Source organism: Aminobacter carboxidus (assembly GCF_014863355.1).
In the GTDB taxonomy this organism is placed as follows: domain Bacteria; phylum Pseudomonadota; class Alphaproteobacteria; order Rhizobiales; family Rhizobiaceae; genus Aminobacter; species Aminobacter carboxidus.
In genome coordinates, this window is record NZ_JACZEP010000002.1 from 121704 (window position 1) to 134352 (window position 12649).

Consider the following 12649-nt stretch of genomic DNA (forward strand, 5'->3'; position numbering starts at 1 on the left):
CTTCTGCAATCTATGCTTGTCTTGGCTTGAGACTTCAACGGCTTGACGCAGGCGAAGGGCCGCCTGCCGATTAGAACCAACGTGCATGAAATTGCCGCAGCGCATCCGTACGTCCTCAAGGGCATGCTGCGCTACAGGGAGAGCAGCATGGTTTCGCGCGTGCGCACTGTCGCGTTCCAGGGTATCGAGGCGGTTCCCGTCGACGTGCAGGTGATGGTGGCGCCGGGCAAGGTCGGCATGCAGATCGTCGGCCTGCCCGACAAGGCGGTGGCCGAAAGCCGCGAACGGGTGCAGGCGGCGCTGCACGCCTCCGGCCTGTCGATGCCGGCCAAGAAGGTCACCGTCAACCTCGCCCCGGCCGACCTGCCCAAGGAAGGCAGCCACTACGACCTGCCGATTGCGCTTGGACTGATGGCGGCAATCGGCGCGTTGCCCAGCGATGCGCTCGCCGCCTATGTCGTGCTCGGCGAGTTGTCGCTCGACGGCACGATTTCGGCGGTAGCAGGGGCATTGCCGGCGGCGATCGGGGCGAATGCCGAAGGCAAGGGGCTGATCTGCCCCGCCGCCAGCGGACCGGAAGCAGCATGGGCCGGCGCCGGCATCGACATCCTGGCACCGCGCAGCCTGATTGCCATCGCCAACCACTTTCGCGGCACCCAGGTGCTGTCGCGCCCCGAACCGGGCATCCGCGCCGCGGCGCGCGACCTGCCCGACCTCGCCGACATCAAGGGCCAGGAAAGCGCCAGGCGGGCACTCGAGGTTGCTGCCGCCGGCGGCCATAATCTCTTGATGGTCGGCCCGCCCGGCGCCGGCAAGTCGATGCTGGCGGCAAGGCTGCCGTCGATCCTGCCGCCGCTGTCGCCCAAGGAGCTGCTCGAAGTGTCGATGATCGCCTCCATCGCCGGCGAACTTGCCGAAGGCAAGCTCACCGACCGGCGGCCGTTCCGCGCGCCGCACCATTCGGCCTCGATGGCGGCAATGGTCGGCGGCGGCGTGCGGGCGCGGCCGGGCGAGGTGTCGCTCGCCCATCATGGCGTCCTGTTCCTCGACGAATTCCCCGAATTCACCCCGCAGGTGCTCGATTCCTTGCGCCAGCCGCTCGAAGCGGGCGAATGCATGATCGCGCGCGCCAATCACCGCATCACCTATCCGGCCCGGATCCAGCTCGTCGCGGCGATGAATCCGTGCCGTTGCGGCATGGCCGGCGAGCCCGGCTATCGCTGCCTGCGCGGCACGCGCTGCCAGTCCGACTACCAGGCGCGCATCTCCGGTCCGCTGCTCGACCGCATCGACCTGCGCATCGAGGTGCCGGCGGTCTCGGCCTCCGACCTCATCCGCGGCGGCAGGTCTGAAGCCAGCGCCGATGTCGCCTTGCGTGTTGCCCGGGCCCGCACCATCCAGCGCGAGCGGCTCGAACGCCATGGGGCGTCAGGCGCCACCACCAACGCGCAATGCGCCGCCGGCCTGATCGAAGATATCGCCGCGCCCGACGCCGCCGGGCTGTCGCTACTACGCGACGCCAGCGAAAAGCTTGGTTTTTCCGCCCGCGCCTATCACCGCGTGCTCAAGGTGGCGCGCACGCTGGCCGACCTCGACGGCAACGAGACTGTCGGCCGCATCCATCTCGCCGAGGCGATTTCATACCGCATCAGCGCAGAACGCATTGCGCAGGCGGCGTAAGGGGGCGGAGCGCCGCGCGCACAAAACCATGTTCAGGCCATCGCCCGGGGAAGGAGGGAGGCAATAAAAGATCGGCAAGGAAGCGAATAGCTGACAAGCGCCGACCGCTTCCGTAGCGCTGGCGGAAATCGGCGTCGTTGCGCCCGGTCATCGCTGCATCGTTAGGCCGCTTGCCGGCGCTCGCGCAACAGGCGACGGCGCAAGGTCTGGAAGAAACCTACCTGACCGAGCCGACCATCGTTGTCTGGCCTTCGCGGATCGTCACCCAGCGGCCGGTGTTCTCCGCCGACTGGCGCTTGAGATAGTTGTAGCCGGTCTCGTCCCACTGGCGCACGGAGTCGGTGAGATTGTCGAGCACGAAGTCGCCCTTCGAGGTGCGCACGGTCAGCACCGCATGGCCTTCGCCATCGGGCTTGCGCACGACCGTAATCAGCAGGTCAGACAGCGAGATGCCTTCGCGGCTGAGCGTCCGGCGCTTTTCGAGCACGTAGTCCTCGCAGTCGCCTTCGCCATTGTCGGGATAGGTCCAGACTTCGTCGCGGCCGTAAATGTCGATGTCGTTCATCGGCTTGATCGCCGCGTTGACGGCGATGTTGACGGCAACGATCTTGCGCCACAACGCCCCGGTCATCTGTGCTGGGCCGGCATCGCGCTCCTTGATCGAGCATTCGGCCGGGTTGAGGCGACAGAAATCATAATGGCCGATCGGCTGCGAGGTCAGGCCGCCGGTGGCCATCGGCTGGGCCACGGCCAAGGTGGCGCCGACGGACAAGACAGCGCCAGCCGTCAGCCCGAAAAACACACCAGCGCGCCCCGCTGCGCGCCGTACGCCTGCCGCGGAAATCATCTGCCCCGCTCGCCCCTTTACATCGTTAACAAAACGTTAAGATCGTTGACCGGGCAGAGTCAATCGAAGCGAGCGGCAGATTGCAGACATGGTTACCGCAGCGGCGGCCAAGCGATAATTGTGCAACAGAGGTGCAGCACCGCCGTCCAACGACCGGAGCCGGCTTTCTCCAGGCACGCCGCACGAATTCAACGAGTTAGGGTGCCGTGTCCCTCGATGCACGCCCACCCCGCAGAAAGGCCCGGCGCATGCACCGGGCCCTGCCTGTGGAAAAGATGAGACTGGCTGGCAGTCGGCCGTCAGGCCTGGCGCACCAGACGCGGCTTGGCCGCCTTGCGCGCGGAAGCACCATAGCTCGTCATGAAGTCGACGATGCGCGGCACGATCTCGGCGCGGAAACGCGAGCCGTTGAAGACGCCGTAATGGCCGACCGCCGGCTGCATGTAATGCGCCTTCATCTCGTCGGGAACGTTGACGCACAGCTCATGCGCGGCCTGGGTCTGGCCAAGGCCTGAAATGTCGTCGTTCTCGCCCTCGACGGTGAACAGCGCTACGTTGCGGATCGCCGTCGTGTCGACCAGCTGGCCGCGATGGGTCATCTCGCCCTTGGGCAGAGCGTGACGCACAAACACCGTATCGACGGTCTGCAGGTAGAACTCGGCGGTCAGGTCCATCACCGCCAGATATTCGTCATAAAACTCGCGGTGCTTTTCGGCGCCGTCGCCATCGTTCTTCACCAGGTGCATGAAGAAGTCCTTGTGGGCGATGATGTGGCGGTCGAGGTTCATGGTCATGAAGCCCGACAGCTGCAGGAAGCCCGGATAGACCTCGCGGGCAAAGCCGGGTGCTGGCCACGGCACCTGCATGATGACGTTGTCGCGGAACCACTCGATGCTCTTCTTCTCGGCGAGCTCGTTGACGGCGGTCGGGTTGCGACGCGTGTCGATCGGTCCGCCCATCAGCGTCATGGTCGACGGCGCGAAACGGTCGCCGCGCGCCTCCATGACGGCCACTGCGGCGAGCACCGGAACCGATGGCTGGCACACCGCCATCACATGGGTGTCTGGTCCAAGCGCGTGGAACATGTCGATGACATAGTCGATGTAGTCGTCGAGATCGAACTTGCCTTCGGTCACCGGCACCATGCGGGCGTCGGTCCAATCGGTAATGTAGACGTCGGCATGCGGCAGCATCGCCTCGACGGTGCCGCGCAGCAGCGTCGCATAGTGGCCCGACATCGGCGCCACGATCAGCAGCTTGGGGTCGGGGCGACGGCCGGCGGGCAGGTCGCGCTCGAAATGGATCAGGTTGCAGAATGGCCGCGACCAGGTGATCTTCTCGGACACGGCCACCGGCTGGAAGTTGACCACCGTCTTGTCGAGGCCGAAGGCCGGCTTGCCGTAGCGCCGCGTCGTGCGTTCGAACAGTTCTGCCATCGCGGCGACCGAGCGGCCCAGCGGCATGTGCGAGAACGGATTGAGCGGGTTGGAATAGAACAGCTTGACCGCGTCGGCATAGGCGCGCGCCGGCTGCAACGCAGCATGGGTCGTTTCATAGAGCTGGTAAAACATGATGTCCTCATACGGCCATTCGGGGAGGCGAGCCGGCCGGAGGCCCGTCATGCAATGCAGCGAAGTTAACAAACATCTGCTGCGATGCAATATCTCATTCGGCACGAAACAGGGTCATTGTTTAGGCCAAGCTGTTGAAAATCCGTTTCCAATGGCGCCGCCGGCTCAGCATCGGCCGGTCTTGACGTTGTGCAGCGCCGCAAGACCCCGAATCAGGCCCGCGGGCACGCGCCAGCACAAATCAGGGCTTTGCGACGGTGCTAGATGCCTTCGACCAGCATGATTTCGCCATCGGCGAACTGCTGGCGGATCGACTTGGCGTGCTGGTATTCCGGCGAGAAGTAGCAGTTGCGCGCATCCTCCATCGAGGCGAACTCGATGATGACGTTTCGCGCCCGGCCGGTGCCCTCGACGGCCTCGTGGGCACCGCCACGGGCGACGAACCTGGCGCCAAAGCGTTCGAAGGCCGGCTTTGCGGCAGCCACGTAACCCTTGTAGCCCTCGGGGTCTCGGACATCGACACGAGCGATCCAGTAAGCCTTGGTCATTTTTTCCTCCCGGGCTGCGACGTCTCCAAAATTCGCTGAAGCGGAGAAAACCGCGGCAGGCGTCCGTCACAGCAGAATTTTAGGCCTTTGCCATTTCCTCAAGGATAGCCTGGGCTGCAGCCTTCCTGTCAACCGCGCCGACGATCGGACGGGCGACGACAAGGTGGCTCGAGCCGTTGCGCATGGCGTCAGCCGGGGTAACGACACGCTTCTGGTCGCCATGGTCGCTTCCGGAAGGGCGGATGCCCGGCGTCACCACGGCCATGTTGGGCCCGACGATGCGGCGCACGGCGGAGGCTTCGCTGGCCGAGCAGACGATGCCGCCCATCTTTGCCGTGAGCGCCTGTTCGGCGCGGCGCAGCACCAGCGTGTGCGGGTCGTATTCGTAGCCCGCGTCGATCATGTCCTTCTCGTCCATCGAGGTCAGCACCGTCACCGCAAGCAGGCACAGGTCGCTGCCCCTGGCGGCCTCCACCGCCGCCTTCATCGCCTTGGGATAGGCATGCAGCGTCAGCATGGTCATGCCCATCTTGACGATGTTCTCGACGCCCTTGGCCACCGTGTTGTCGATGTCGAGCAGCTTCATGTCGAGGAAAACCTTGGTGCCGCCGCTGGCCAGCTCGCGGGCGAAATCGAGCCCGCCGGCAAAGGCCAGCTGGTAGCCGATCTTGTAGAAACTGGCGGTGCCTTCGAGTTCGCGTACCGCCCTTTCCGCTTCCTTGACGGTCGGCAGGTCGAGACCGACGATCAGGCGGTCGCGTATAGTGTCTATGCTGCTCATGGTTCTACCCTTCGCGACATCATGGTGGCTCGTTCGATCAGCGCATGGCACAGCCGCTGCATGCCCTTGCGCAGGCGCTCCTCGCGGAAGTCGCCATCGTCGTCGAAGGCCTCGCCGCCATGCGGCACCGAAACCTGCGGTGAAATCACTTCCATCTGGATGTGCGACAGCACCGCGCGAAGATGGGTGGCGCTGCGGATGCCGGCGAAATGACCGTCGGAGGACGAGCAGATCGCCACCAGCTTGCCGGCATAAGGCTGCAGTCGCCTGCCGCCGTCGTTGCGCACGCGGCTTATCCAGTCGATGGCGTTCTTGAGCAGCGGCGGCATCGAGCCATTATATTCGGGGGTCGCGATCAGCACCGCATCGTGCATGTCGATCAGGCGGGCGAGCTTGACGGCGTTTTCGGGCACGCCGTCGCGCTCTTCGAGGTCTTCGTCCATGATCGGCAGCGGATAGTCAGCGAGCGAGATGCGCGTCACATCGGCGCCCTGCAGCGCCAGTTCCTTCTGCGCTATGTCGGCCGTGCGGCCGCTATAGGCGCCGGTCCTTGTCGAACCGGCAAAGACGAGGATTCTGGGAACGAGCGGCATCATCCATCCTGTGGCACGCCCGGCAAGGCGCACCCAACATCGTGGCGACGGTATAGGGGCGATCAGCCGGCCAAATCAAGGCCGCAGCACTCAGTGCTTGGCGCGCCGATAGACCCAAAGCTGCGTCGGCGGAATATTGCGGATGATGAAGTCGAAATGCTCGACGGTGTAGTTGCCGAGGCCCGGCGGAATCGGCGACTTCGGGCCATAGGTGAGCTGGATCACCGGCCGGCCGGCCGGGATGCGCTTGAGTAGGCCCTCGAGATAGGCGACGCGGCTGGTGACCGGAAAGTTGAGCAGCGGCACACCTGAGACGACCGAGTCGAAGACAAGGTCCTTGTTGTCGCCGAGCGTGTTGTCGAGGTCGAAGGCGTCGCCCTCGATGACGTTGACGCGCGGATAGAGGCGGCGCAGGTGCTGGACGAAATCGGCTGAATATTCAACCGTGTAGAGATCCTCCGGCTTCACGCCGTGGGCGAGGATCGCCTTGGTGATGACGCCGGTGCCGGGCCCGACTTCGAGGACCGGCAGGCCCGAGCGGGTGTTGACCACCGAAGCCATGCGCTTGGCGGTGACCGAGCTTGTCGGCACGATCGAACCGACGGCCTTGGGCTTATCGATCCAGCCCTTGAAGAACTTCAGCTCGTCATCGAACTTGGCCGCAAGGGTTTTGCGCAATCCGGAACCGCGTGGCATCGCTTCGATCTCCTCACCGCTGCTGGGGGAGAAATAACAGCTAAGTGGCTCAGCGCAAGCACAAAGCTGGCTCAATTTCCGTTACGGCAGAAACATCCTCATTTATCGCCGAAGGACTCGAAAAAGTCCTTCATGCGCGAAAAGAAGCCGCTCGACTGCGGCGAGTTCTCGGTCGAGGAAAGCTTCTCGAACTCCTCGAGCAGCTCGCGCTGCCGGCGCGTCAGGCTCTGCGGCGTCTCGACGGCGGTCTGGATGTAGAGGTCGCCGATCTGCGGCTGGCGCAGCACCGGCATGCCTTTGCCCTTGAGGCGGAACTGGCGGCCGTTCTGGGTGCCTTCAGGCACCTTCACGCGCGTCTGGGTACCATCGAGCGTCGCCACCTCGAACGAGCCGCCAAGGGCGGCTGTGGTCATGGAGATCGGCACCTTGCAATAGAGGTCGGCGCCGTCGCGCTGGAAGAACTCGTGCGGCTTGACCGACAGGAAGATGTAGAGGTCGCCCGAAGGACCACCGCGCAGACCGGCCTCACCTTCATTGGCGAGGCGAATGCGGGTGCCGTCCTCGATACCCGAAGGGATGTTGACCGACAGCGAACGCTCTTCGGTGACGCGACCCTGGCCGGCGCATTTGCCGCACGGGTCCTTGATCGTCTGGCCGCGGCCCTGGCATTGGGGGCAAGTGCGCTCGATCGAGAAGAAGCCCTGGCTTGCGCGCACCTTGCCGTGGCCCTGGCACATCGAGCAGGTCACCGGCTGGGTGCCTGGTTTGGCGCCCGAACCGGCGCATTCGGTGCACAGGATCGAGGTCGGCACGCGGATCTGCGCGGTCTTGCCGGCAAAGGCCTCCTCGAGCGAAATTTCCATGTTGTAGCGCAGGTCGGCACCGCGCTCGCGGCCACCCGAGGAGCGGCGGCGCCCGCCGCCCATCATGTCGCCGAAGATGTCTTCGAAGATGTCGGCGAAACCGCCGGCGCCAAAGCCCTGGCCGCCGCCATTGCCCATGCCGCCATTTTCGAAGGCGGCGTGGCCGAAGCGGTCATAGGCGGCGCGCTTCTGCGGGTCCTTCAGCGTCTCGTAGGCTTCGTTGATTTCCTTGAACTTGTGCTCGCACGCGTCATCGCCCGGATTGCGGTCGGGGTGGAACTGCATGGCAAGCTTGCGAAAGGCCGACTTGAGCTCCTTCTCGTCAGCGCCCTTCTGGACGCCCAGCGTTTCGTAGAAATCAGCTTTCATATCTTCCCGCTGTCTGGTCACTGCCTCGGCGCGAGCAATCGCGTTTGCGCCATCGGTGGTAATAGGCCCCGATTTAGTAAACCATGCGCCGGTATGCCATAGGCCGGGCGGCCGAAGCGGCAGATTTCGGCAGAAAATCGGCTAATTTTGCAGCCGTTGTGGCCTTGGGGCCGCTGAGGCGATGCGCTGCCGAGCGACTTTGGGCTTCTCGGCACCCAATCGGGCATTGAGATACTGGCTCACCGGCCCTTCAAAGTAGCGGTCCGAGGCCATTGCCACCACCAGCACGGTCACCGCCGGCACCAGCCAGAAGGTGTAGAAGCCAACCACCTCGAGCGGTTCGACCAGCTTGCGCCATACCAGGGCCAGCAGCAGCGTCTCGATGACCGGGTGGATCATGTAGATGCCGAACGAGACCCGGCCGAGCGGATGCAGCGGCTTGAGATAAAGCGCGCCGTCGGGATTGTTGCGTTCGGCAAGGGCGGCAAGGAACGTCGCCGCCGCCAGCAACAGCACGATGACATAGGCGTTCTGCTGCGTTGCCATGGCGGCGATCGCCAGGGCAAAAACCAGCCAGCCGGGCAGGTGGCTCGACAGCGTGAGCCTGGAGTCGCGCACCGCCACCGCCACCATCGCGCCGAGCGCGAAATCGGCGAAAGCGCGATAGGCGCCCCAGGTGTTGGCCTCGAGCCAGCTCGGAAACGGGATCCAACCCAGCATCACCGCGAATTCCAGCACGGTGACGGCGGAGGCCGCCACCACCGCCAGCCCCCACATGCCATGGCGGCGATAGGCAAGCACGATGACCGGCAAAGCAAGATAGCAGAACCATTCGGCCGACAGCGTCCAGCTGACATAGTTGAAGGTCAGATTGTCGGTCAGCCCCCAAGCCTGGACCAGCATCAAATTTGCCGGTAGTGCCGTCCAGGCATAACGCTCGGGTTGCTGCGACTGTACCCAGCCGAAATGCAGCGCCAGCGCAACGACGCAGAAAAACAGCAACGTCGCCAGGTAGAGCGGATAGAGGCGGGCGAGGCGGCGCACGATGAAGCGGCGGAACGATCCGGGCTCGGTCATCAGCGTGTCGGCATAACGCAGCATGATCAGGAAGCCGGAGATCATGAAAAACATCTCCATCAGCGGCATCAGCCGGTAGAGCGCGTTGCTCGCCGCCTCGTGTCCGGGCGGCGCATAGCGCAGGAAATGCCACATCATGACGGTCAGGGCCGCCGCCAGCCGCCAGACTTCGAGTGTCCTGAAGTGCATGCCGCCCTCCACCACCGCGCGGTTGAGGTCAACGCTCAGCCGATCTCGATCCCAGCCTGCCTGTACTTTCTTTCCTTATGCTTAAACGCTGTCGACAGCAGTATTCCGGACAAAAAAGAAAGCCCGGCGCGAGGGCCGGGCTTTCCGCTGGACTGGATGTCGAACCGATCAGGCCGACTTCTTCTTGTCGTCGTTGTCGTCGATCTCTTCGAAATCGGCGTCGACCACGTCGCTGTCCTTGGCCGCATCGGCAGCGGCATCGGATTCAGCCGCTTCCTTCTGCGAGGCCTCGTACATGGCCTGGCCGAGCTTCATCGAAGCTTCGGCAAGCACCTGCGACTTAGCGTTGATCGCCTCTGCATCGTCGCCTTCGGTCGCGGTCTTCAGCGCTGCGATCGCGTCGGAAATCGCGGTGCGGTCAGCTTCGGTAACCTTGTCACCATATTCCTTCAGCGACTTTTCGCTGCTGTTGAGCAGGCCTTCGGCCTGGTTGCGGGCCTCGACCAGCGCGCGGCGCTTCTTGTCGGCGTCAGCATTGACCTCGGCGTCCTTGACCATCTTGTCGATGTCGGCGTCGGACAGGCCGCCAGATGCCTGGATGCGGATCTGGTGTTCCTTGCCGGTGCCCTTGTCCTTGGCCGAGACGTTGACGATGCCGTTGGCGTCGATGTCAAAGGTCACTTCGATCTGCGGCACGCCGCGCGGTGCGGGCGGAATGCCGACGAGGTCGAACTGACCGAGCATCTTGTTGTCCTGGGCCATTTCGCGCTCGCCCTGGAAGACGCGGATGGTCACCGCCGACTGGCTGTCTTCAGCCGTCGAGAAGACCTGGCTCTTCTTGGTCGGGATCGTGGTGTTGCGCTCGATCAGGCGGGTGAACACGCCGCCCAGCGTCTCGATGCCCAGCGACAGCGGGGTCACGTCGAGCAGCAGCACGTCCTTGACGTCGCCCTGCAGAACGCCGGCCTGGATGGCGGCACCGAGAGCAACCACCTCATCGGGGTTGACGCCCTTGTGCGGCTCCTTGCCGAAGAACTGCTTCACGATTTCCTGGATCTTGGGCATGCGGGTCATGCCGCCGACCAGAACCACTTCGTCGATCTCGCCAGCCTTCAGGCCGGCATCCTTGAGCGCCGCCTTGCACGGCTCGATCGTGCGCTGGACGAGGTCGTCGACCAGCTGCTCGAACTTGGCGCGCGAAAGCTTCAGCGTCAGGTGCTTCGGACCCGTCGCATCGGCGGTGATGAAGGGCAGGTTGATTTCGGTCTGGGTCGTCGACGACAGCTCGATCTTGGCCTTTTCAGCAGCTTCCTTGAGACGCTGCAGGGCCAGCTTGTCGTTCTTAAGGTCGATGCCCTGTTCCTTCTTGAACTCGGCCGCCAGGTACTCGACCAGGCGCATGTCGAAGTCTTCGCCGCCGAGGAAGGTGTCGCCGTTGGTCGACTTGACCTCGAACACGCCGTCGCCGATTTCGAGAACCGAGATATCGAAGGTACCGCCGCCAAGGTCATAGACCGCGATGGTCTTGCCTTCGGTCTTGTCGAGGCCATAGGCGAGGGCCGCAGCAGTCGGCTCGTTGATGATGCGCAGCACTTCGAGGCCAGCGATCTTGCCGGCGTCCTTGGTGGCCTGACGCTGTGCGTCGTTGAAGTATGCAGGAACGGTGATGACGGCCTTCTCGACCTTCTCGCCGAGATAGGCTTCCGCCGTTTCCTTCATCTTCTGCAGGATCATCGCCGAAATCTGGCTGGGCGACTGCTTCTTGCCGCCAGCCTCAACCCAGGCATCGCCGTTGTCGCCATTGACGATCTCGTAGGGGACAAGCTTCTTGTCCTTCGCGGTGACCGGATCGTCATAACGGCGGCCGATCAAGCGCTTGACCGCAAAAACCGTGTTTTCAGGATTGGTAACCGCCTGGCGCTTGGCCGGCTGGCCGACGAGACGCTCGCCGTCGCCGCTGAAGGCGACAATGGAAGGGGTCGTGCGCGCGCCTTCCGCGTTCTCGATGACTTTCGCGTCCTTGCCGTCCATGACGGCGACGCAGGAATTGGTCGTTCCCAGGTCGATGCCGATAACTTTTGCCATTTTACTACTTCTCTCCGCTAAGCAGGCTCTCTGGACCCATAAAGGCGTTCCGACGAAAGCCCCTGTTTACTCGATATGCCGCCCCGGACACCGGTTTTCCGGGCCGAAGCGGTGTTGCGGCGTATATAAGAACAGGCTCCTGACAGCGCAAGCGTTCTGCAACTTTCCGTGCAGGGGACTCGGCAAAAGCCTGTGGCAAGCTCATATTCGGGACATGAGCGAGCTTCAATCCATCAACCTTTTCGAGCACCGGCGCAACCGTGCAGTGAATATGCTGCAAACATGGCTGCTCGGGGCCGGCAGCCTGCTCCTGCTCGCGGTCACCGCCTGGGCCTTTGCCGGCAGCACCGGCCTGCTCTATGCGCTTTTCTTCGGCGCCATCTCGATGTGGGCGGTGCGGCGCATCAGCCCACAGATGGTGCTGTCGATGTACAAGGCAAGGGAGGTCAACGCGGCCGACTTTCCCGCCGGCTTCCGCATCGTCCAGGAATTGTCCCGCCGCGCCGAGCTTCCGGCGGTACCAAAACTCTATGTCATCCCCTCCAAGATGATGAACGCCTTTGCCGTCGGCCGCCGCGACGACGCGGCGATCGCCGTCACCGATGCGCTTGCCCGCAACCTCACGCCGCGCGAACTGGCCGGAGTGCTGGCGCACGAGATCAGCCACATCGCCCATGAGGACGTGAAGGTCATGGCCTTCGCCGACATGGTGTCGCGCTTCACCTCGTTCATGTCGACAGTCGGGCTGGTGTCGCTGTTCCTCAACCTGTTCGGCTTTGCCGGCGGCTTCGGCACCCAGGTGCCATGGCTGGCGGTGCTGGTGCTGCTGGCCGCACCCACCATCGGCGGATTGTTGCAGATGGCGCTGTCGCGCACCCGCGAATTCGACGCCGATCTGGGTGCCGCCTCGCTCACCGGCGATCCCGATGGGCTTGCCTCGGCACTGACCAAGCTCGAACGTGCCCAGGGCAGGGTATGGGAAAACATCCTGCTGCCCAGCGGTCGCATCCCCGACCCCTCGGTGCTGCGCACCCATCCGCTGACCGCCGATCGCGTCGCCCGGCTCAAGGCGCTGAAGACCAGCGAGACACCTGACGCGCTTGTTGCAGCCGCCGAGCCTGTCGTGTCGCATGTCCAGCGCCCGTCGATCATCCCCCGGATCCGCCCCCGTCCCGGCCCCTATCTGAAAGGCGCACGCGGCTTCATCAACGCCGCCAACTCCGACTTCGCCGACGACTCGCGCCCGGCCTGCGAGGCTCCACTCAACCCGCCCGACAGTGGTCGCCCGCGCATCCGGGTCACGCGCGGCGGCGTGTGGTGGTGATTTGCCCTGATCAGGGTGACGTCGCC

Annotated in this window: 11 protein-coding genes; 2 read left to right on the plus strand and 9 right to left on the minus strand. The window is 64.1% G+C overall.

The window, feature by feature from the left end:
- Positions 1-147: 147 nt before the first annotated feature.
- Complete coding sequence (locus IHE39_RS08185) at positions 148-1680, plus strand: YifB family Mg chelatase-like AAA ATPase (protein ID WP_192566582.1); 1533 nt, start codon at positions 148-150, stop codon at positions 1678-1680.
- 217 nt (positions 1681-1897) lie between these two features.
- Here IHE39_RS08185 and IHE39_RS08190 read toward each other — a convergent pair whose 3' ends face one another.
- From IHE39_RS08190 to dnaK, 9 genes are all read right to left on the minus strand, one after another.
- Positions 1898-2527, minus strand: a complete 630-nt coding sequence (locus IHE39_RS08190) for a transglutaminase-like cysteine peptidase (protein WP_184768456.1) — start codon at positions 2525-2527, stop codon at positions 1898-1900.
- A 299-nt stretch (positions 2528-2826) separates the two neighbouring features.
- The gene (locus IHE39_RS08195) at positions 2827-4098 is read right to left on the minus strand and encodes a polyhydroxyalkanoate depolymerase (protein ID WP_192566150.1); all 1272 of its coding nucleotides are present in this window, start codon (positions 4096-4098) and stop codon (positions 2827-2829) included.
- Between the two features lie 260 nt (positions 4099-4358).
- Positions 4359-4646: a DUF1330 domain-containing protein gene (locus tag IHE39_RS08200; RefSeq protein WP_184768454.1), complete on the minus strand. Its 288-nt coding sequence runs from the start codon at positions 4644-4646 to the stop codon at positions 4359-4361.
- 79 nt (positions 4647-4725) lie between these two features.
- Positions 4726-5427: an orotidine-5'-phosphate decarboxylase gene (gene pyrF / locus IHE39_RS08205; RefSeq protein ID WP_184768453.1), complete on the minus strand. Its 702-nt coding sequence runs from the start codon at positions 5425-5427 to the stop codon at positions 4726-4728.
- Positions 5424-6020 carry an NADPH-dependent FMN reductase gene (locus tag IHE39_RS08210; protein ID WP_184768452.1) on the minus strand — a complete coding sequence of 199 codons (597 nt, stop codon included), beginning with the start codon at positions 6018-6020 and terminating at the stop codon, positions 5424-5426. Before IHE39_RS08210 ends, pyrF begins: the two co-directional genes overlap by 4 nt.
- 90 nt (positions 6021-6110) lie before the next feature.
- A complete protein-coding gene (gene pmtA / locus IHE39_RS08215) occupies positions 6111-6716 on the minus strand; it encodes a phospholipid N-methyltransferase PmtA (RefSeq protein WP_192566151.1) in 606 nt (201 codons plus the stop codon).
- 98 nt (positions 6717-6814) lie between these two features.
- Entirely contained in the window at positions 6815-7948 is a 1134-nt protein-coding gene (dnaJ, locus tag IHE39_RS08220) for a molecular chaperone DnaJ (protein ID WP_184768450.1), read from the minus strand.
- 141 nt (positions 7949-8089) lie between these two features.
- A complete protein-coding gene (locus tag IHE39_RS08225; protein WP_192566152.1) occupies positions 8090-9214 on the minus strand; it encodes an acyltransferase family protein in 1125 nt (374 codons plus the stop codon).
- 168 nt (positions 9215-9382) lie between these two features.
- Positions 9383-11299: a molecular chaperone DnaK gene (gene dnaK, locus IHE39_RS08230; RefSeq protein WP_184768448.1), complete on the minus strand. Its 1917-nt coding sequence runs from the start codon at positions 11297-11299 to the stop codon at positions 9383-9385.
- 214 nt (positions 11300-11513) lie between these two features.
- Here dnaK and IHE39_RS08235 point away from each other — a divergent pair, with 214 nt between their 5' ends.
- Positions 11514-12623, plus strand: coding sequence for a zinc metalloprotease HtpX (locus IHE39_RS08235; protein WP_192566153.1), 1110 nt, complete (start codon positions 11514-11516; stop codon positions 12621-12623).
- The last annotated feature ends 26 nt before the right edge of the window (positions 12624-12649 follow it).

Bases quoted from the DNA above. Each gene is read 5' to 3' on its own strand.
- IHE39_RS08195 (WP_192566150.1), bottom strand. From the start codon at position 4,098: ATGTTTTACCAGCTCTATGAAACGACCCATGCTGCGTTGCAGCCGGCG.
- IHE39_RS08235 (WP_192566153.1), top strand. From the start codon at position 11,514: ATGAGCGAGCTTCAATCCATCAACCTTTTCGAGCACCGGCGCAACCGT.
- dnaK (WP_184768448.1), bottom strand. From the start codon at position 11,299: ATGGCAAAAGTTATCGGCATCGACCTGGGAACGACCAATTCCTGCGTC.
- pmtA (WP_192566151.1), bottom strand. From the start codon at position 6,716: ATGCCACGCGGTTCCGGATTGCGCAAAACCCTTGCGGCCAAGTTCGAT.
- dnaJ (WP_184768450.1), bottom strand. From the start codon at position 7,948: ATGAAAGCTGATTTCTACGAAACGCTGGGCGTCCAGAAGGGCGCTGAC.
- IHE39_RS08185 (WP_192566582.1), top strand. From the start codon at position 148: ATGGTTTCGCGCGTGCGCACTGTCGCGTTCCAGGGTATCGAGGCGGTT.
- pyrF (WP_184768453.1), bottom strand. From the start codon at position 5,427: ATGAGCAGCATAGACACTATACGCGACCGCCTGATCGTCGGTCTCGAC.
- IHE39_RS08210 (WP_184768452.1), bottom strand. From the start codon at position 6,020: ATGCCGCTCGTTCCCAGAATCCTCGTCTTTGCCGGTTCGACAAGGACC.
- IHE39_RS08225 (WP_192566152.1), bottom strand. From the start codon at position 9,214: ATGCACTTCAGGACACTCGAAGTCTGGCGGCTGGCGGCGGCCCTGACC.
- IHE39_RS08200 (WP_184768454.1), bottom strand. From the start codon at position 4,646: ATGACCAAGGCTTACTGGATCGCTCGTGTCGATGTCCGAGACCCCGAG.
- IHE39_RS08190 (WP_184768456.1), bottom strand. From the start codon at position 2,527: ATGATTTCCGCGGCAGGCGTACGGCGCGCAGCGGGGCGCGCTGGTGTG.